The 19,851-nt window shown below is 63.7% G+C and carries 12 protein-coding genes; 9 read left to right on the forward strand and 3 right to left on the reverse strand.

The features are described from left to right. Positions 1-19: 19 nt before the first annotated feature. The 3 genes from ACSH0F_RS11670 to ACSH0F_RS11680 all read left to right on the forward strand — a co-directional run bounded on the left by ACSH0F_RS11670 (position 20) and on the right by ACSH0F_RS11680 (position 6,828). Entirely contained in the window at positions 20-2,929 is a 2,910-nt protein-coding gene (locus ACSH0F_RS11670) for a TonB-dependent receptor domain-containing protein (protein ID WP_435202951.1), read from the forward strand. Positions 2,930-3,053: 124 nt separating this feature from the next. After that, complete coding sequence (locus ACSH0F_RS11675) at positions 3,054-3,365, forward strand: hypothetical protein (protein WP_435202953.1); 312 nt, start codon at positions 3,054-3,056, stop codon at positions 3,363-3,365. A gap of 283 nt (positions 3,366-3,648) precedes the next feature. Continuing rightward, positions 3,649-6,828: a TonB-dependent receptor domain-containing protein gene (locus ACSH0F_RS11680; RefSeq protein WP_435202955.1), complete on the forward strand. Its 3,180-nt coding sequence runs from the start codon at positions 3,649-3,651 to the stop codon at positions 6,826-6,828. A gap of 106 nt (positions 6,829-6,934) precedes the next feature. Here the strand turns inward: ACSH0F_RS11680 and clpB are convergent, their stop codons facing one another. After that, positions 6,935-9,511 (reverse strand): ATP-dependent chaperone ClpB, encoded by a 2,577-nt coding sequence (clpB, locus tag ACSH0F_RS11685; RefSeq protein WP_435202957.1) that lies wholly within the window; start codon positions 9,509-9,511, stop codon positions 6,935-6,937. A gap of 184 nt (positions 9,512-9,695) precedes the next feature. Here clpB and ACSH0F_RS11690 point away from each other — a divergent pair, with 184 nt between their 5' ends. Beyond that, positions 9,696-10,871: an acyl-CoA dehydrogenase family protein gene (locus tag ACSH0F_RS11690; RefSeq protein ID WP_435202959.1), complete on the forward strand. Its 1,176-nt coding sequence runs from the start codon at positions 9,696-9,698 to the stop codon at positions 10,869-10,871. Here ACSH0F_RS11690 and ACSH0F_RS11695 read toward each other — a convergent pair. Further along, positions 10,851-12,302, reverse strand: a complete 1,452-nt coding sequence (locus ACSH0F_RS11695; protein WP_435202961.1) for an ATP-binding protein — start codon at positions 12,300-12,302, stop codon at positions 10,851-10,853. The two genes, ACSH0F_RS11690 and ACSH0F_RS11695, sit on opposite strands and share 21 nt — an antisense overlap. A gap of 128 nt (positions 12,303-12,430) precedes the next feature. Between ACSH0F_RS11695 and ACSH0F_RS11700 the strand changes: the two genes are divergently transcribed. The 5 genes from ACSH0F_RS11700 to ACSH0F_RS11720 all read left to right on the forward strand — a co-directional run bounded on the left by ACSH0F_RS11700 (position 12,431) and on the right by ACSH0F_RS11720 (position 19,099). Further along, positions 12,431-14,665 carry an acylase gene (locus tag ACSH0F_RS11700; RefSeq protein WP_435202963.1) on the forward strand — a complete coding sequence of 745 codons (2,235 nt, stop codon included), beginning with the start codon at positions 12,431-12,433 and terminating at the stop codon, positions 14,663-14,665. A gap of 13 nt (positions 14,666-14,678) precedes the next feature. Beyond that, positions 14,679-17,552, forward strand: coding sequence for a M16 family metallopeptidase (locus ACSH0F_RS11705; protein ID WP_435202965.1), 2,874 nt, complete (start codon positions 14,679-14,681; stop codon positions 17,550-17,552). Between the two features lie 42 nt (positions 17,553-17,594). After that, complete coding sequence (locus ACSH0F_RS11710) at positions 17,595-17,900, forward strand: hypothetical protein (RefSeq protein WP_435202967.1); 306 nt, start codon at positions 17,595-17,597, stop codon at positions 17,898-17,900. A 199-nt stretch (positions 17,901-18,099) separates the two neighbouring features. Beyond that, the gene (locus tag ACSH0F_RS11715; protein WP_435202969.1) at positions 18,100-18,885 is read left to right on the forward strand and encodes a hypothetical protein; all 786 of its coding nucleotides are present in this window, start codon (positions 18,100-18,102) and stop codon (positions 18,883-18,885) included. 13 nt (positions 18,886-18,898) lie between these two features. Further along, a complete protein-coding gene (locus ACSH0F_RS11720; protein WP_435202971.1) occupies positions 18,899-19,099 on the forward strand; it encodes a hypothetical protein in 201 nt (66 codons plus the stop codon). A 497-nt stretch (positions 19,100-19,596) separates the two neighbouring features. On the opposite strand, the gene ACSH0F_RS11725 is transcribed toward ACSH0F_RS11720, so the two are convergent. Beyond that, a complete protein-coding gene (locus tag ACSH0F_RS11725) occupies positions 19,597-19,833 on the reverse strand; it encodes a hypothetical protein (protein WP_435202973.1) in 237 nt (78 codons plus the stop codon). Between the last annotated feature and the right edge of the window lie 18 nt (positions 19,834-19,851).

Here is a 19,851-nt window from a genome sequence, read left to right on the forward strand (position 1 = left end):
GGAAGAAGGACACAATCGAGTGAAACTCCAGACATATTTCAAAGCCAGCGCGGCTCCCGCCGCTCTCGGCCTTGCGCTGATTGCGCAGCCGGCGATGGCCCAGGTTTCGGAAGAAACGCCTGAAGCAGAGGCAGCAACGGCCCCGGCCGGACAGGCGATCGTCGTCACCGGCTCGCGCATTGCAGACCCCAACATCGAGAGCGCAAGCCCGGTTGCGGTCGTGACCGCCGAAGAATTGACGCTGCAGCAGGCCAACACGGTCGAAGAATCGCTGCGTCAGATTCCGGGTATCGTCCCGAGCGTCGGCTCCAACGTCAACAACGGCAACGGCGGTTCGACCTACATCAACCTTCGTGGCCTCGGCGCCAACCGCAACCTCGTGCTGTTGAACGGCACGCGCGTGGTTCCTCAGGGCCTCAACGGCCTTACCAACATCGACGTGATCCCGGTTGCCCTGCTCGAGCGGATGGACGTGCTGACCGGCGGCGCCGGCGCAGCTTACGGTGCCGATGCCATTTCCGGCGTCGTCAACTTCGTCACCAAGCAGGACTTCTCGGGCGCAGAGCTCGCCGCGACCAACGCGATCACCGAAGAAGGCGACGGTTACACGTTCCGTGCAGACCTCACGGTCGGTGGCAACTTCGCCGACGGCCGCGGCAATGCGGTGTTCTCGGTCGGCTACACCGATCGCGAAGCCGTCTTCCAGGGCGACCGCGAATACGGCCGCGAGAACATTTCGTCGTTCAGCGGGCTTCCCGGCGGTTCGTCGACCGCAGTGCCGTCCGTCATCACCGTTCCCGGCACGACCAGCGGAACGCTGCAGGTCGACGGTGATTCGCTGCGTCCGTTCTACGCACCGTTCAACTTCAACCCGTTCAACGTCTACCAGACTCCGCTGGAACAGTACCGCATGTTCGGTTCCGGCCGCTTCGAAATCACCGACGCGATCGAAGTCTTTGCCGAAGGTATGTTCGTTCAGAACACGACCTCGACGATCATCGCTCCGTCGGGCACCTTCCGCAACGTTCTCGAAACCCCCCTCTCCAACCCGTTCCTGACGGCCGGCATCCGCAATCAGATTTGCGGACTCGACACCGATGGGGACGCGGCCGGTGTACAGGCCCTCTTCGGCCAGGCGGAATGTGATGCCGCTGCACTGGCGACCGATCCGAACGATCCGAACTATCGTACGGTCGGCATCGACTATGGTCGTCGCTTCGTGGAATTCGGGCCGCGTCTGAACGAGTACCGGACCCGCCTTTTCCAGGTCAAGGCCGGTGCGCGCGGCGCCCTGACCAACAATCTGGACTGGGAAATCTTCGGTGCATACGGCGAGAGCGAAAACGTCTCGCGCCAGTCGGGCAACGGTACGTTCACCCGGCTTCAGCAGTCCGTGCTCTCGACGAACCCGGACACCTGCCTCGACACCTCGAACGACTGTGTGCCGATCAACCTGTTCGGTCCGCTCGGTAGCCTGACCCCCGAAGTTCAGGATTTCCTCGACGTCGGTAACTCCGGCACCGAAGGCGCAGAGCTCAGCCAGATCCAAGCCTTCATTTCGGGCGATCTCGGCTTCGGTATCGCTGCTGATCCGATCAGCATTGCGGCCGGTGTCGAATATCGCGACTACTACGCCTTCAGCCGTTCGGACCTGCTTTCGCAGACGCCCGGCGAGGTGCTCGGCAACGGTGCAGCATCGCCCGACGCCGATGGTAGCTACGACGTGAAGGAAGCCTTCGGCGAACTCATCGTTCCGCTGGTGGTGGATTCTCCGATCGGCGAGGAACTGACGCTCGAACTGGCGGGCCGTGTGTCCGACTATTCGACGACCGGCACCGAATACACCTGGAAGATCGGCGGTACCTATACCCCGGTTTACGGTGTGCAGTATCGCGGTGGTTTCCAGAAGGTGACGCGCGCTCCGAACATCGCCGAACTGTTCGCAGTTCCGACGACGGGCCTCGACAACTTCAGCAACGACCCGTGCGCGGGCGCAGCCCCGACCAACGACGCGAACCTGCGTGCCGTCTGTCTTGCACAGGGCGCCCCGGCTTCTTCGATCGGCAATATCATCGTCGATCCGGCCGGCCAGGTTAACGTCACTTCGGGCGGCAACCCCAACCTCGACGCCGAGAACGCGGAAACGTGGACTGTCGGTGCCGTGATCCAGCCGGGCTTCCTGCGTAACTTCACGCTGACGTTCGACTACTACAACATCACGCTCACCGACGCGATCACCACTCCGACGATCGATGACGTGTTCAGTGCCTGCTTCAACGGCACGCCTTCGGCGACCAATCCGGCATGTACCGCAATCCGTCGTAACCCGGCGACCGGTAACCTGTTCGGCAGCGTCGCGACCACGCCGGGTCTGCCGTTGGTCCTGACCAACCAGGGCCGCGTGTTCACGGACGGCATCGACCTGACCATGAACTTCAACACGGACCTGGGCTTCGGAGGACTCGACCTGAGCTTCTTCGGTAACTGGACGAACCGTTCGACGTTCAAGGCGAACCAGAACGATCCGAACAGCCTCAATCGCGATTGCGTAGGCTACTACAGCATCAACTGCCCTTCGATTCAGCCGGAGTTCTCCTTCACGCAGCGTACCACGCTGAGTGTCGGCGATGCCGATCTGTCTCTGCGGTGGCGCTTCATCGATGCCGTCGAAGTGGAGCCGGAATTCGCAGGTGACTTCCTCGAGGAATTCACCACGATCGGTGCTGAACACTACTTCGATCTGACCGCCAACTTCAACGTTACGGACAACTTCGGCTTCACCGCCGCAGTCATCAACCTGTTCGACAACGAACCGAAGGTGGTCGGCAGCAACATCGGTTCGACCGCATATAACAGCGGCAACATCTACCCCTCGACGTACGACCCGCTCGGCCGTCGTTACTCGGTAACCGCGCGTATGACCTTCTGATCTTCGAAGGTAATCGACCAAGGAAAGGGGCGGCGGTTGCCGCCCCTTTTTTTATAAGCTATCATTCCTGGGACTTATGCATTCGCTCCATAACATTGCGATTTGATCGCTGAAGGACTTCATCATGAAAGCAGCCACCGTCGTCATCGCCCTGAGCCTATGCGCTCTCACGACGCCCGTGCACAGCATGCAGTCAAATTCGAAGCAGGCCACGTCGGCTGAAACTCGCACGACCGATAGTGAGAAGCGGGACGCAGGCGATGATGCGAAAATTTGCAAATCCTTCAAGGTGACCGGCTCGAGGGCGAAGAAGGAGCGGCTGTGCAAGACACGTGAGGAATGGATCGCCTTCTACAGCGAGACTCGCGATGAAGCGGGACGGCTCGCCAATCGCGAGGGCGTCTGCAGCGACGCGAGCATCTGCGGCGGAAACTGATCAACCGGCGGGCCATTCAGCCAGATTGGCCTTCTACCTGAATGAAATCGAGCCACGCCCCGAGTTTCTGCGGGTTCGCTAGGGTGTGCCGGATGTCTGCAGCGCCTCTGTGGACCGAAAGATCTGACGATCTCGCAAAACTGTTGCAAATTGGTGACCCTTCGATCCCGATCTGCCCATCTCCAAGCCTTTTCGCCTAGGCATTGCTTGCGTCCGCCCCAAACGCTTGCTTTTATCGCCCCATCAGCCGGACAACCCCGGCTTGAGTAGGGGACTGACAATCATGAAGAAGACCTTTTCCACCCTGGGTGGACGGGCCGCGCTGTTTACCGGTGCCGGTCTCGCCGCCCTTGCGCTGGCCACTCCGGCCTACGCGCAGGACGTCGACACGTCCGAGCAGGATGCGTCCGACACGGCCGACGAAGGCCCGGACGCCGTTGTCGACACTGCGCCTGCAAACGCCATCATCGTTTCGGGTTCGCGTATTGCGCGTCCGAACCTCGAATCGCCGGTTCCGGTCACCAGCGTTACCGCCGAAGACCTGACCAACCAGGGCGACATCTCGCTCGGCGACGCGCTGAACGATCTTCCGTCGCTGCGCACCACCTTCAGCCAGGGCAACTCGACCCGCTTCATCGGTACGGCCGGTCTCAACCTGCTCGACCTTCGCGGCCTCGGCACCAGCCGTACGCTGGTCCTCGTCAACGGCAAGCGTCACATCACGGCACTGCCGGGCGACTTCATCGTCGACGTCAACACGATCCCGGTCGACCTGCTCGAGCGCGTCGATGTGGTGACCGGCGGTAACTCCGCCGTTTACGGTTCGGACGCTGTTGCCGGCGTGGTGAACTTCATCCTCAAGCGCGACTTCGAAGGTTTCGCCGTTCGCGGCCAGGCCGGTATTTCGGAAGAAGGCGACCGTGCAACCCGCTTTATCTCCGCAACCTACGGCAAGAACTTTGCCGACGGTCGCGGCAACATCGCGGTTTCCGGCGAGTACGCCAAGTCGGACCCGCTGTACTTCCGTCAGCGCGACGATCTGACCGGCGCCTACAGCGGTCGCTGCCAGTACAACGTCGTCAGCGACGACCAGAGCGACGAAGGTCCCTTCGGCAGCGACGGCATCACCGACCTCGAACCCATCTGCGGCGTTCGCAACGGTTCGATCTCCGACGGTGGTACGCTCGGCGGCCTCGGCGGCGGCGTATATCTTCGCTTTGCGCCGAACGGCGACCTGTTCGTCGATACGCCTGACGATCCGCTTCCGTTCTCGGGCAACGTCGTCGGTGGTGGCGGCTCCACTCTGCGCAATACCGGCCAGCTGGCTGCAGGTCTCGAGCGCTACACGGCGAACATCCTTGCCCGTTTCGATGTCACCGACGCTTTCCGTCCGTTCGTCGAAGCGAAGTATGTTCGCCTCGAAGCCATCCAGGAAGGCCAGCCGAGCTTCTTCGTCGGCGGCCCGACTTATGTCGGCGGCAACCCGCTGTTCTGCGACAACGCCTTCCTGAACGATCAGGCGCTCGGCACGCTTCAGAGCTACGGCCTTTGTTCTGCCGGACGGACCAACACGCAGACCGTTCCGCTGTCGCGTTTCAACATCGACTTCGGTGGTCGTGGCGAACTGCAGACCCGTGAGACCTATCGCATCGTCGGCGGTATCGAAGGCACGTTCAACGACGACTGGAACTACGAGCTTTCGGCAAACTATGGTCGTCTCGAAACCGATCTGCGTTCGCTGAACAACCTCGTCCTGTTTGATCTCGACGGGAATCCGGCAGGCTTCAACCTGGCTGCCGATGCCGTCCTGAACGGAGCCGGTAACCCGGTTTGCCGTATCAATGCGGATTCCGATCCGAGCAATGACGATCCGAACTGTGTGCCGATCAACCTGTTCGGCTTCGGTGCTCCGAGCCAGGCAGCTCTGGACTACGTCAACACGACCGGTCGCCGCGAAGGCAATGCCGAACAGTTCGTGGTTCTGGCCTCGCTGGCCGGCGACCTGTCGGGTCTGTTCGAACTTCCGGGTGGCCCGATCGCATTCGCAATCGGCGGCGAGTACCGTGAAGAGCGTGCTTACGAGGCATTCGACGAACTTACCGCAAGCGGCGGCACGTTCCTGAACGCCATCCAGCCGTTCGATCCGCCGGCCCTGAAGGTCAAAGAAGCTTTCGGCGAACTTCGCGTTCCGCTGCTGGCGGACCTGCCCTTCGCCGAAGAGCTGACCCTCAACGGTGCAGCGCGTGTTTCGGACTACAACACCGCAACCGGCACGACCTTCTCGTGGAACGTGAACGGCATCTATGCACCGATCCCGGATATCCGCTTCCGTGCAGGTTACGCCGTTTCGGTTCGTGCGCCGACGTTGAGCGATCTCTACTCGCCGCAATCGCAGAACTTCGCCTTCCTGGCGGACCCCTGCGACCGCGATACGGGTGCGATCAACAACAACCCGAACCGTGCAGCAAACTGTGCCGCTGCGGGCGTTCCGACCACGGTCAATGCTGCAATTGCAGCGGCCTGTGCGGGTAGCTCGTTCCCGGTTGCAGTCGGCGATCAATTCACCAACTGCCTTGCGCGTACGGCATCGACCGGCTTTACCTCCGGCGGTAACCCGAACCTGACCGAAGAGAAGGGCAAGTCCCTTACCCTCGGCGTGGTTCTCGAGCCGCGCTTCCTGCCCGGCTTCAGCGTAACGGTCGATTACTACAACATCGAGATCGAAGATCAGATCGCCGTTCTCGGTGCTCAGACGATCCTCAACAACTGTTACGATTCGCCGACGGGTATCGATAACCCCTTCTGTACGACGGTTAGCCGCGATGCGACCACCGGCCTCTTCGTCGAGCCGGCCGTGCTTTCGGGTGGCATCAACTTCGCTTCGCGCGAAACGGAAGGCATCGACATCGACGTGCGGTACAACCGGACCTTCGACAATGGTAACCGTTTGAGCGTGCGAGCAATCGCAACGCACCTGCTCAAGCTGAACTTCTTCGAAGATCCGACTTCGCCGATCAATCCGAACCGTATCAAGAGCGAACTGGGCGATCCCGACTGGGCCGCCTCGCTCAATACGACCTACGATTTCGGTGATGTCGCCCTGACGTGGTCGGCGCGTTACATCGGTCCGATGTACAAGAGCGCGTACGAGAACCAGAACCCGTATCAGGGTCTGTGCCCGACGTCGGGTGTGGTCGGTTCCTCGGGCGGCACCTGTACGCCGGGCGAACTCGTCACCCTCGATCCGGCCAATGCGGACCAGTATGCAGATCCGACCTTCTCGGATAAGATCTACAACAACTTCCGCATCACCTGGGATGTGCAGGAAGAGTTCAGCTTCTACCTCGGCGTGGACAACGCGTTCGACGTGAAGCCGCCCTTCGGCCAGCTCGGCATCGCCGGCGGTGAACCGTACGACAACTTCGGTCGTTACTGGTACGCCGGTTTCAACATCGAGCTGTAAGTTCGAACGAAGGGCGACCTTCGGATGAAAGAAAGGGCCCCGGGAAACCGGGGCCCTTTTTCGTTTGACGACTATTTGCGGTGGCGGACCTGACCGCCTCCTGGTCTCAACTCACGACCATCTCCAGGGCGCCGTCGCCCTCGTCGACCGCCACGGTGGCACCGTCCGGCACCTCGCCGCGCAGGATCTTGTCCGCCAGCGGGTCCTGCAAATAGCGCTGCACCGCGCGCTTCAGCGGCCTTGCGCCATAGACCGGGTCGTAGCCCACCCGGCCGAGCCACTTCTTCGCGCCCTCGGTCAGGTCGATCGTGATCTTGCGATCCTTCAGCAGCTTCTGCACCCGCGAGACCTGGATCTCGACGATCGGGGCCATGTGCTCCTGCGCCAGGCGGTGGAACAGGATGATCTCGTCCAGCCGGTTGAGGAACTCGGGGCGGAAGTGGCCGCGCACCACATCCATCACCTGCGGCTCGACATCCTCGACCTTCTGCTCGTCGGTCATCTGCGCCAGATATTGGCTGCCGAGGTTCGAAGTCAGGATGATCAGCGTATTGGTGAAGTCCACCACGCGGCCCTGCCCGTCGGTCAGACGCCCGTCGTCGAGCACCTGCAGCAGCACGTTGAACACGTCGCCATGCGCTTTCTCGACCTCGTCGAACAACACGACCTGATAAGGCCTGCGCCGCACCGCCTCGGTCAGCACGCCGCCTTCCTCGTAACCGACATAGCCCGGAGGCGCGCCGATCAGACGGGCGACCGCGTGCTTCTCCATGAACTCGCTCATGTCGATGCGGACCATCGCCTGGTCGTCGTCGAACAGGAAGCCCGCGAGCGCCTTGGTCAGCTCGGTCTTGCCGACACCCGTAGGCCCGAGGAACAGGAAGCTGCCGAGCGGCCGGTTCGGGTCTTGAAGCCCGGCGCGGGCGCGGCGCACGGCCTTGGACACGGCGTCGATCGCCTGGCTCTGCCCGATCACACGCTTGGCGAGGATATTCTCCATGTCGAGCAGCTTTTCGCGCTCGCCCGCCATCATCCGGTCGACCGGGATGCCCGTCCAGCGGCTGACGACGCCGGCGATATCATCTTCGGTGACCTCTTCCTTGAGCAGCGCGTTCTCGGTCTGGCCGCTGGCTTCCGCGAGCTGCTTTTCGAGCTGCGGGATCTTGCCGTATTGCAGCTCGCCCGCCTTGGCGAGGTCGCCTGCCCGTTGCGCCTGCTCCATTTCGATGCGCGCCTGATCGAGCTCTTCCTTGACCCGCGCCTCGGCATGGATCTTGTCGCGCTCGTTCTGCCAGCGCGTGGTCAGTTCGGAGGACTGCTGTTCGAGTTCGGACAGCTCCTTGCGCAGAGCTTCGAGGCGATCCTTCGAGGCGGAATCGCTCTCCTTCTGCAGGGCCTGCTCCTCGATCCGCAGCTGGATGATGCGGCGGTCGAGCCCCTCGATCTCCTCGGGCTTGCTCTCCACCTCCATGCGGATGCGCGACGCCGCTTCGTCCATCAGGTCGATGGCCTTGTCGGGCAGGAAGCGGTTCTGGATGTAGCGATTGCTGAGCTGCGCCGCCGCGACGATCGCGCCATCGGTGATGCGCACACCGTGGTGCAGCTCGTACTTGTCCTTGATGCCGCGCAGGATGCTGATCGTGTCCTCGACGCTCGGCTCATCGATATAGACGGGCTGGAAGCGCCGCTGGAGCGCGGGGTCCTTCTCGACATACTTCTGGTATTCGTCGAGCGTGGTCGCGCCGATGCAGTGCAGTTCGCCGCGCGACAGGGCAGGCTTGAGCAGATTGCCCGCATCCATGCTGCCTTCGGACGCGCCCGCGCCGATCAGCGTGTGCATTTCGTCGATGAACAGGATGATCTGACCCTCGGCCCCCTTCACCTCGTCGAGCACAGCCTTCAGCCGCTCTTCGAACTCACCGCGATACTTCGCGCCAGCAATCAGCGCGCCCATGTCGAGCGCCATCAGCGTGCGGCCTTTGAGGCTGTCGGGCACGTCGCCATTGGCGATGCGTAGCGCGAGACCCTCGGCGATCGCGGTCTTGCCGGTGCCGGGTTCGCCGATCAGGGCGGGATTGTTCTTGGTGCGGCGGGCGAGGATCTGGACGGTGCGACGGATTTCCTCGTCGCGGCCGATGACCGGATCGAGCTTGCCGTCGCGCGCCGCCTGTGTGAGGTCGCGCGCGTACTTCTTCATCGCGTCGTAGCTTTCCTCGGCGCTGGCGCTGTCCGCGCTGCGGCCGCCAGTTGCCTCCTGGATCGCCTCTTCAAGCGACTTCGCATCGACGCCGGCTGACTTGATCGCCTTGCCCGCGTCATTGTCCGACAGGGCGAGCGCTTGCAAAAGACGCTGCACGGGCACGAAGCTGTCGCCCGCCTTTTCCGCCAGCTGCTCGGCCTGGTCGAGCGCGCGCACGGCATCGTTGTCGAGGCCCGGCGTCGACTGCGCCCCGCCGCCGGAAACCGCCGGGATCTTGCCCAGCGCCGTATCGACCTCGGTAATCGCCACGCCTGGATTGCCGCCCGCGCGCTGGATAAGCTGCGCCGCCATGCCCTGATTGTCCTCGAGCAGCGCCTTGAGGATATGCAGCGGCGTTATCCGCTGGTGGTTCATGCGGATCGCAACGGTCTGCGCGCTTTGCAGGAAACCCTTGGCGCGGTCGGTGAATTTTTCGAGATTCATCTGGAAACCCCTGTGCTTGAATATCCGCTCGAATATGGTGTTGCGATTATGCAACACAAGCCCTCGACGCAAATTTCGTGAGGTGTGTTAGTCGGATATAGGGGTATGCTCGCGCTTGGCGAGAGGGCAGGCGAATTTTTCTTCGCGATTGACCGGAGGCGTGCGCCGCGCAACTCTCATGCCCATGACAGCATTCGACGACTGGCGCGCCCGCTCCCCCTACTATGACGAGACCCACGAAGCGCTCGCGCAAAGCGTGCGGCGCTTCGTCACCCGCGAGATCGCGCCGCATATCGACAGGTGGGAAGACGAGGGCGAATTGCCCCGCGAATTGCACCGAAAAGCCGCCGAAGCGGGCATCCTAGGGCTACGTTATCCGGAGAAGTACGGCGGGCACGAGGAAGGGTTCGACATCTTCCACGGCCTCGTCGTGACGGAGGAACTGGCAGCCGTGGGGGCCGGCGGGCTTGGCGCTTCGCTGATGACGCACGGCATCGGACTCCCTCCCGTCCTCGCCCTCGCATCGGACGAACTGAAGCAACGCGTCGCCCCGCCGGTCCTTGCGGGCGAGAAGATCATCGCGCTCGGCATTACCGAAGCAGGCGGCGGATCGGATGTCGCCAATCTGGCGACCACAGCCGTGCGCGACGGCAACCATTACATCGTCAACGGCGGCAAGATGTTCATCACCTCGGGCATGCGGGCCGACTGGCTGACCTGCGCGGTGCGCACCGGCGGTCCGGGCGCCGGCGGTATTTCGCTGCTCCTGATCGATATGGACAGCGAAGGGGTTGAGCGCACCCGGCTCGACAAGATGGGCTGGCGCTGTTCGGATACGGCCGCGATCCATTTCAGCGATGTGCGCGTACCGGCCGAGAACCTCATCGGTCCGGAAAATGGCGGCTTTCTAGGCATCATGCGCAATTTCAACAGCGAGCGGCTCGGCATGGCGATGGGCTGCTGTGCTTATGCCCGCGTCGCGATGGCAGAGGCAGCGGAGTGGGCGCAGAACCGCGAGACCTTCGGCAAGCCACTGGTCGGCCACCAGTCGATCCGCATCAAGCTGGCCGACATGGAACGCCAGATCGAAGCAACGCAGGCCTGGGTGGATTTGTGCGCCTGGCAGGTGCGCGAGGGGCGCGACCGCCCGGCCGATTTCGCCATGCTGAAAGTGCAGGCGACGCGCATGCTCGAGTCCGTCGCCCGCGAGGCGGCGCAGGTCCTTGGCGGGGCAAGCTACATCACCGGCAGCAAGGTGGAGCGGATCTACCGCGAGGTGCGCGTCAATGCGATCGGCGGGGGCAGCGAAGAGATCATGCTTGATCTCGCCGGACGCCAACTATTCGGCGGCAGTCGCTAAATCGCCTAACCCTGGCACCATCACCGTCCGGTCGCCGCCGAAATCCTCGCGCACGACGACGAGGCCCTGCCGCTCGAGGTGGTCGAGCAGGCGGCGGATGCGTCCGGGCGAACTGGTGCCATAGGCCCGGGCAAGCGCCTCCTCGTCGACTTGCGTTTCGCCCGCATGGGCGGCGCGAGCGATCACCAGGAAGGGTGCGAGCAAGTCTTCCTCGACCGCCTCAGCCAGTTCCATGATGCGCGCGGCGGTATCTTCCGGCAGCTCGTCCAAACCAGCGCCCGCCATGGCAAACCGGCGGCGGAAGGCGCGCATGTCGGGCATGGGACCGATGATCCGCTCGCGTCGGCAGCGGGTGAGGAAGGTCTGGTATTGCGCGCTGGCGGACTGGAAGGCGACGCCCTCTTCGTTCGCCATCGCACGGATGATCGCCTCGATCTGCTCCGCCACGGCGGAGGTGTCGCGCGGTTCGGCGGGCGGCGCAACCTGACGCTCTTCCGCTCGCGCGATACTCTGCTCGACATCCTCGACCCGCGGTGCGGGCGGTGGCGGAGGCGGTGCCGTCTTGGCGACATCTCCCGCAAGGTTGCGCGTCAGCAGCGCTTCCATGTCGGCAGGCGCGGTATCGGGCAGCGCCATCAACCCTTCGGTACGCGCTTGGTTGCCTGTCTTCACCGGGCCGATCTTGCACGCCAGCGGTAGACGCGTGATCGCCGGACCCAGCGCGAGGAAGTGCCCGCGCTCCAGCTCGCGAATACGCTCCGCCTGCCGCCGCTCCATGCCGAGCAGATCGGCCGCGCGCACCATGTCGATGTCGAGGAAAGTGCGCCCCATGAGGAAATTCGACGCTTCGGCGGCGACGTTCTTGGCGAGCTTCGCCAGCCGCTGTGTCGCCACGATACCCGCGAGGCCGCGCTTGCGCCCACGGCACATGAGATTGGTCATGGCCGATAGCGTCATTCGCCGCGTGTCCTCGGCCATCTCGCCCGCAGCGGAGGGGGCGAACATCTGCGCCTCGTCCACGACCACCAGCGCCGGGTACCAATGCTCGCGCGGAGCATCGAACAGCGCGGTCAGGAATTGCGCGGCGCACCGGATTTGCTGCTCTACTTCCAGCCCGTCGAGATCGAGCACCACGCTGGCGCGGTGTTCGCGGATGCGGCGGGCCAGCGCCTCGATCTCGCCCGGCGAATAGGCCGCGCCGTCGATTACCACATGGCCGAATTCCTCGGACAGAGAAGGGAAATCGCCTTCCGGATCGATCACCACCTGCTGCACCATGCCGGCGCTTTCCTCCAGCAGGCGGCGCAGCAGGTGCGACTTGCCGCTGCCGGAATTGCCCTGGACCAGCAGGCGCGTGGCGAGCAATTCCTCGACATCGAACTCGACCGGCTTGCCGGTGGCGTCATGGCCGATGGTGATCTGCGTGCTCACACATTCTGGCTAGCGAGGCGAATCCCGTTAACGAAATAGCGCGCGGCGGGTTTTACCCAGCCCAATGCCGCCTCTTTGCACTGCCCGCCTTTCTCGCTAGGCCACGGGCCAAGAGAGGAATTGTCTTAATGCGTAAATGGTTCGCGCGCGGCGGGTTCGCGCTGCTTGTCCTGTTGCTTGTCGCCTTCGTGGCCCTTGCGACGTGGGAGCCTTTCTGGGCGGATCGGGACGATGTCCGCCCCTCTACCGGCACCTACACCGCAGAAATCGTCCGCGATGAATTCGGCGTGCCGCACATTTATGGCGAGCGGGATGCCGATGTCGCCTATGGCGTGGCCGTCGCCCATTCGGAGGACGATTTTACCACCCTGCAGGATGTGATCGCTATGAGCCGCGGGCGCTATGGCGCGATCGCCGGGCAGGACGGCGCGGCCTTCGACTATGCCTATCACCTGCTCGACGCGCGCGGCACTGCCGAGCAGCGCTTTCCCGAACTGCCGGAGGATACGCGCGCGCTGTTCGAAGCCTACGCTGCGGGCCTCAACGACTATGCGGCCGCGCATCCTGGTGAAGTGAAACTCGGCAATCTCTTCCCGGTCGACGGGGTGGACGTCGCCGCCGGTTTCGCGCTGCGCCAGCCGTTCTTCTTCGGCCTCGGCAATGTCATCGGCCCGCTGGTCGAAGGTGAGCCCCTGCGCCGCGAGCAAGGACCGGCGATCCCGACGGACGATCCTGCAAGCGATGCACCGCCGATCATGGACGGCACGCGCTCCGAACCTCTCGCCTACACCCGCCCGCTCGCCCTGCCCTCGCGCGAGGAATCGGCGATGAGCGGCTCCAACGCGTTCGCCGTTACGCCCGAGAAGTCCGGCGGGCCGACGACGCTGATCTCGAATTCGCACCAGCCCTGGCGCGGCGGTGTCGCGTGGTACGAACTGGTGGTCGAAAGCGGCGAAGGGTGGCATTTCGCCGGAGCGAATTTTCCCGGCAGCCCCTACCCCTTTCTCGGCCACAATGCCGATCTCGGCTGGACCAATACAGTCAACACGCCCGACATGGTCGATATCTACCAGCTGGTGCTGGACGACAGCGGCACACGCTATCGTCTCGACGGGAAGTGGCGCGACATCGAAAAGCGCACGGTGACGTTGCCAGTCCGGGTCGGCCCGATCGTCCTGCCGATCCGGCGCGACATCTGGCGCAGCGTGCACGGCCCTGTGGTGAAGAACGACAAGGGTGCCTTCGCCATCCGCTATGGCGGGATGGGCAATCTCGGCCAGCTCGACGCCTACTACCGGCTCAACAAGGCCAGCTCGCTCGACGAATGGCAGGGCATCCTTGCACGGATGGACATCCCTTCGACCAACTTCATCTATGCCGACAAGGCGGGAAATATCGCCAATATCTACAATGCCGCGATCCCGTCCCGGCCCGCGACCGTGAATGGCGAGCGGATCGACTGGCGCGGCATCCTGCCCGGCGATCGTAGCGACCTGATCACGCGCGGCCCGGTGAGCTACGAGCAATTGCCCCGGTATGTGAATCCGGCCAGCGGCTGGCTGGTCGAGGCGAACAACAACCCGTTCCTCGACGCAGGCCCCGGCAGCAATCTCTCGCCCGAAGACTTTCCCCCCGAACTCGGCATCGAGATCAAGAACACCAATCGCGGGACGCGCGGGGCGAAGCTGATGGCCGAAGCGGACGTGCTCGACCGTGCCGCGCTGGAGCGGATCAAATACGATACCGGCTACGAAAACACCGGCTACATCGCGCAAATGCTGCGCGACGTTGCGGCGATCCGCACCGATGACGAGCATGTTCTGGCGGCCCAGCGGCTGCTAGCAGGCTGGGATCTTAGAGCCGACAATATCGGCCGCGCGGACAGCCTCGCGCTGCTGATGATCCGGCCGTTCATGGGATCGAGCTACAACAACGAGCCGTGGCCCGATGCGGAGGAAGAGCTGCAACGCTCGGTCGACCACCTGCTGACCCATTTCGGCAGGCTGGATCCGCCGATGGGCGAGCTGCTGCGCCTGCGGCAGGGGACGGTCGACCTTCCGCTCGACGGAGGCTCCGACACGCTGCGCGCTTCGACGCTATGGGATATCGACGACGATGGCCGCCTGTCCGTGCGCCATGGCGACAGCTTCATCCAGTGGGTCGAATGGATGCCGGGCGAGCGGGTCACCTCGCGCTCGATCCAGCCCTTCGGTTCTGCGACCACGCGCCCCGATTCCCCGCATTACGCCGATCAGGCTACGCTGTTCATCCAGCACCGCTTGAAGCCGGTGCATTTTTGGCGCGAGGATGTGCTTGCCAATGCCGTGCGCCGCTATACCGTTTCATCCGACCGAACTCGCTAACAGGAACTCGACCATGCGCCATATCCTGCTCACCGGAATTGCCACCTTCGCTCTTGCCGGATGCGCCAGCGTGCCCGGCGAGCCGATGGCAACCGCGGCCACTCCGCCCGCCACCGACGGTTCGCTCGCGAGCCTCGTCGACAAGGTTGATATTCCCTACGAGCAGTTCACGCTGGACAATGGCCTCACCGTCCTCGTCCATACCGATCGCAAAGCGCCGATCGTGGGCGTGACGACCTATTACCGTGTCGGATCGAAGCACGAACCGCGCGGCCGCACCGGCTTTGCGCACCTGTTCGAGCACCTGATGTTCGGCGGCAGCGAGAACGTCGAGAATTTCGACATTCCGCTGGAGGCCGCAGGCTCGACCAGCACCAACGGCTCGACCAATTTCGACCGCACGAATTACGTGGAAACCGTTCCCACCGGCGCGCTCGACCTTGCATTGATGATGGAAAGCGACCGCATGGGCTACCTCCTCGGCGCGATCAGCCAGGAGAAGCTCGATAAACAGCGCGGCGTGGTCCAGAACGAGAAGCGGCAGGGCGACAACCAGCCCTATGGCCTGACGTTCTATGCCATCCTCGAAGGGCTGTTTCCCGTCGGCCATCCCTATCGCCATTCGACCATCGGCTCGATGGCCGATCTCGACGCGGCGAGCCTGACCGATGTGCGCAACTGGTTCATCGACAATTACGCGCCGAACAACGTTGTCCTCTCGCTGACCGGCGATATCGATGCCGCGACCGCGCGCCCGATGGTGGAGCGCTGGTTCGGCGATATCGAGCGCGGGCCCGAAGTCACGCCGGTGCAGGCCGCGCCGGTCACGCTGGCGGCAGAGAAGACGCGCGAGCTGGTCGACCAGGTTCCGCAGACGCGCGTCTATCGCGCCTGGACCGGCCCCGGTATCAACCACGCGGACGCCGTGCCGCTGTCGATCGGCATGAACATTCTCGGCGGCCTCGCCAGCTCGCGGCTCGACAATGTGCTGGTCCGCGACGAGCAGCTGGCCACCAGCGTCAGCGCCTATAACTGGCAGTCCGAGCAGGTCGGCATCCTGATGGCGCAGATGGACATCAAGCCGGGCGTCGACCGCGCACAGGCGGAAGCTCGGCTCGACGCCGTCATGGCCGAATATCTCGCCAGCGGGCCGACCGCGGCGGAAATGGATCGCGCGGCGACCAGTTGGGTATCGAGCGAGATCAACGCGCTGGAACGCGTCGGTGGCTTCGGCGGCAAGGGCTCGACGCTGGCCGAAGGGCTGCTCTATTCCGACGATCCGGCCTATTACCGCACGGCGCTGGAGCGCGCGGCCTCGCTCGAAAGCGGCGAAGTGCGCGAGGCGCTCGCCCGCTGGCTAAATCGCCCGGCCTACAAACTCGCTATCGTGCCCGGAGAGCGTGTCGAGAGCGGCGCGGACATGGGCGGCTGGGGCGACGAGGCGAGCACGCCCGCGCCGGAGCCCGACGCCAAGGAACCGATCGAGATTACCCGTACCGGCCCACCGCGCGAAATGCCGACGCCGCAAGATGTCGGCCCGCTGACTTTCCCGACCGTCGAGCGAGCCGAGCTCTCGAACGGCATCTCGGTCGCCCTGGCCCGCCGTACCGCCGTGCCCAAGGTCGTCATTTCGATGCAGTTCGATGCCGGCTATTCCGCCGATGGTGCGGCCCGCGCGGGCACGCAATCGCTTATGATGGACCTGTTGGAAGAAGGCACGACCAGCCGCAGCGCCGTCGAGATCGCCGAGGAGCAGGAGCGCCTCGGCGCTTCGATCGGCACCGGCAGCTCGCTCGACACCAGTTCGGTAACGATGAATGCGCTCGCGACCAACCTTGCGCCGTCGCTGGAGCTGATGGCCGACATCGTGCGCAATCCCGCCTTTGCCCAGACCGAGGTCAAGCGTGTGCGCGACCAGCGCCTGGCCGAGATCGCGCAGCAGCTGTCCTCCCCCGGCGGGCTGGCCAGCCGCACACTGCGCCCGCTGATCTTCGGCGAGAACCATCCCTATGGCACCGTCGGCAGCCTCGGCACCGTGCCGGTGGTCGAGGCCATCGGCCCGGCGACCCTGCGCGCAGAGCACGGCAAATGGATCCGTCCCGATAACGCGGAAATCTTCGTGGTCGGCGACATCACCATGCCCGAGCTTACCCGCCAGCTGGAGGGCGCTTTCGGCGACTGGGAGGCGAGCGGGGCCGCCGCGCCCGAGAAGGTGTTTACCGACTCCGCGCCGGTGGACGGAACACGTCTCGTAGTCATCGACCGGCCCAATTCGCCGCAATCGGTGATCTATGCGGGCCGCGTCCTGCCGCTCGCCGGGGCAACACCGGGGCTGGAATCGCTCGACCTCGCCAATGAAGTGCTCGGCAACGGCTTCCTCAGCCGCCTCAACATGATCATTCGTGAGGAAAAGGGGTGGAGCTACGGCGCACGTAGCGGCGTCGATGCCCCGGCTGGCCCGCGCACCTTCACGGTCAGCACTTCGGTCCAGTCCGACCGTACGGGCGACTCCGTCCAGCTGATCCTAGATACCGCGCGCGAGTTCGCCGAAGGCACCCGCACGGTCGACGATACCGAGTTCACCCGCGTCACCGACGGGAATATCCGCGGCCTCCCGAACCGCTTCGAGACCAATTACCAAGTGCTCGGCGCCATCGTGGAGAACGACCGGCTTGGCCGGCCGGACGATTACTACACCACCCTGCCCGCCACCTATCGCGCGATCGACAAGACCGCGATCGATGCGGCGGCCCGGCAGTATCTCGGCCCCGACGATCTCACCATCGTGGTGGTCGGCGATCGAAGCGAGATCGACGCGCAGCTCGAAAAGCTCGGCCTGCCGACGACCTATCTCGATGTTGACACTGATGTCAGCAACGCGGATTAAGGTGTCACTTCAAACCCTCAAAACCTACAGAGAGGAATTATCATGTCCGTAGCCGGTACGTATGACACCGTCGTCAAGAGCCCGATGGGCGACCAGAAAGGCACCCTGACCGTCGTCCCGGGTGACGATGGCAACACCTTCACCGGCTCGATGGCCGGCGGAATGGGTTCGATGGACGTCAAGGACGGCACCATCAACGGCAACGCGCTGAGCTGGAAGATGGACATGACCGTCCCCATGCCGATGACGCTGAACTGCAATGCCACCGTCGATGGCGACCAGCTGACCGGCACCGTGAACGCTGGTGCTTTCGGCGATATGCCGATCACGGGCGAACGCCAGGGCTAAGCTGTTCTTGAGCAAGAATTGGGAGGGCGTCGGGAGCGATCCCGGCGCCCTTTTTCATTGGCGCAGGCCATAACGATAAAAGTTACCGACCTTCCCAATCCGCCCCGCAGTGGTAGTCTTCCAACGGGCGCCGGGTCGTTTCGGCCCGCGAGACGACCCGGTTCGTGCACTGACGTCACGAATAGGGGAGTTGTTCGTCATGAATTCCACACTGCCAAAATCGGCACTTTTCTGCGCCGCTGTCGCGATGGCCGCCACGCCAGCGCTGGCTGAAAAAGCAAGTGAATTGACCTATCTCAACGGCTCCGATGCCGGGAGCGCGGAACGCCAGTTGCGCGATCGCGGCTTTGCCCACATCGGCAGCGACCGCCACGAAATGGGTTTCGTCTACAGTTATTGGTGGGACGAAGGCGATGACGATTGCGTGCAAGTCGAAGCGCGCAACGGCCAAGTGATGACGATCAACGATGCGTCCGACCAGGATTGTGGCCATCATAAGGGCAATGCCGGGGCCGCGGTGGCAGCGGTAGCCGGTGCCGCGATCCTCGGCGCGTTGCTGAGCCACAAGTCGCACCATCACGAGGACGGCAACCACCACTCCGACCGCGACAGCGAAATGCAGTACGAGCGCGGCTACACCGACGGGCTGCACAATGCCGCCTATCACAATTACGACCGATCGGACTCTTACTCGAGCGGCTATTCCGCGGGCGTCCAGCAGCGCAACGCAAACCTGTCGTATCATCATGGCCAGGGCGGCTATCGCCAGGCAGCGCAATTCAAGGATCTGCGCGATGCCCGCGCGGCAGGCGGGATGACCCAGCTCGAGCGCCGCGGCTTCCGCCAAGTGGACAATTTCACCAGCGGCAACACGCGCTATTCGATCCAGTGGCGCCCTCAGTCGCGCCAGTGCGTGCAGGTCACCATCGCCGATCGCCGGTTCTACGATATCCGCGATATCGGCCAGCATCCCAATTGTCGTTGAGGGAGGATAGCAGATGATCTCCAGACCAGTATTGATGGGGACTTCGGCTCTCGCCCTCATCGCCTGCGGGGATACCGCGGATACATCCGAGCCGGAGGCGCCGGCAGAGGATGTCGCCGTCATTCCTGAAACGCTCGCCCCGTTCGGCGACGGCTACCCGGCGTCGGGCGATCCATGCAGGCGGCTGGGCGAAAGCGCGGCCACGTCCAATTAGCTCGACGACAGCGCAATCCTGGTCGGCTGCCCGACCGAGGCATCCGCCGAAGCGCTGGGCGGAGAGATCGTCGACAATATCGACGGGGCATGCGACTGGTCAGCGTGTCGATGGGCGACGCCAATGTTGGGATGGGCGAAAACGGACCCATGGACGGCGAGAGCGAGGACACTTTGGTGGCTGGGACCGAATACAACGCGACCGCCCCGAGCCAGTGCGGTTTCGACAACGCTGCGCCGACGCAAAGCTGCACTGCTGGCGTCAAGCGGAACTGGAGCGAACGACCGAACGAGCATTTGGTCGAGGTGACCAAGCCCGACGGCCGCAAGCGCGCGATCTTCTTCCGCGGTACCGAGCCGTATAGTGCGGACAGTGCGCAAGCCGACGGTTCTGCGGGTTGGGACTTCGAAACCAGCCGCGATGGCGACCGGGTGACGATCAGCTACGGCCCGGAAACCTATGTGATCGTGGATGCACTGATTACCGGCGGCTGGAGTTCAGCGCTTCCACAGCCAGTAGAGAATCGCTGCATTGATGGCTGGCGCAAGCATGGCCAGCACCGGACCGGTCAGGCCGGCCTTGTCGCCGAGCCAGTTCCACGGCAGGCCGAGCGGGACCAGGAACACACCCGACAGCGGGTCCCGCTCCTGCCCGAACCAGCCGAAGGTGCCGATTGCCAGCAGCAGCAGTGCCAGTGCGTAAAGCAGGGTGAATATGATGACCGCCCACTTCATTTGCGCGAGCATATCCCG

Source organism: Qipengyuania sp. 902, assembly GCF_051195295.1.
In the GTDB taxonomy this organism is placed as follows: domain Bacteria; phylum Pseudomonadota; class Alphaproteobacteria; order Sphingomonadales; family Sphingomonadaceae; genus Qipengyuania.

What these genes read in the sequence shown, in the direction of transcription:
- ACSH0F_RS11700 (WP_435202963.1), top strand. Translation starts at nt 12,431, where the DNA reads ATGCGTAAATGGTTCGCGCGCGGCGGGTTCGCGCTGCTTGTCCTGTTG.
- ACSH0F_RS11675 (WP_435202953.1), top strand. Translation starts at nt 3,054, where the DNA reads ATGAAAGCAGCCACCGTCGTCATCGCCCTGAGCCTATGCGCTCTCACG.
- ACSH0F_RS11715 (WP_435202969.1), top strand. Translation starts at nt 18,100, where the DNA reads ATGAATTCCACACTGCCAAAATCGGCACTTTTCTGCGCCGCTGTCGCG.
- ACSH0F_RS11680 (WP_435202955.1), top strand. Translation starts at nt 3,649, where the DNA reads ATGAAGAAGACCTTTTCCACCCTGGGTGGACGGGCCGCGCTGTTTACC.
- clpB (WP_435202957.1), bottom strand. Translation starts at nt 9,511, where the DNA reads ATGAATCTCGAAAAATTCACCGACCGCGCCAAGGGTTTCCTGCAAAGC.
- ACSH0F_RS11725 (WP_435202973.1), bottom strand. Translation starts at nt 19,833, where the DNA reads ATGAAGTGGGCGGTCATCATATTCACCCTGCTTTACGCACTGGCACTG.
- ACSH0F_RS11710 (WP_435202967.1), top strand. Translation starts at nt 17,595, where the DNA reads ATGTCCGTAGCCGGTACGTATGACACCGTCGTCAAGAGCCCGATGGGC.
- ACSH0F_RS11690 (WP_435202959.1), top strand. Translation starts at nt 9,696, where the DNA reads ATGACAGCATTCGACGACTGGCGCGCCCGCTCCCCCTACTATGACGAG.
- ACSH0F_RS11720 (WP_435202971.1), top strand. Translation starts at nt 18,899, where the DNA reads ATGATCTCCAGACCAGTATTGATGGGGACTTCGGCTCTCGCCCTCATC.
- ACSH0F_RS11705 (WP_435202965.1), top strand. Translation starts at nt 14,679, where the DNA reads ATGCGCCATATCCTGCTCACCGGAATTGCCACCTTCGCTCTTGCCGGA.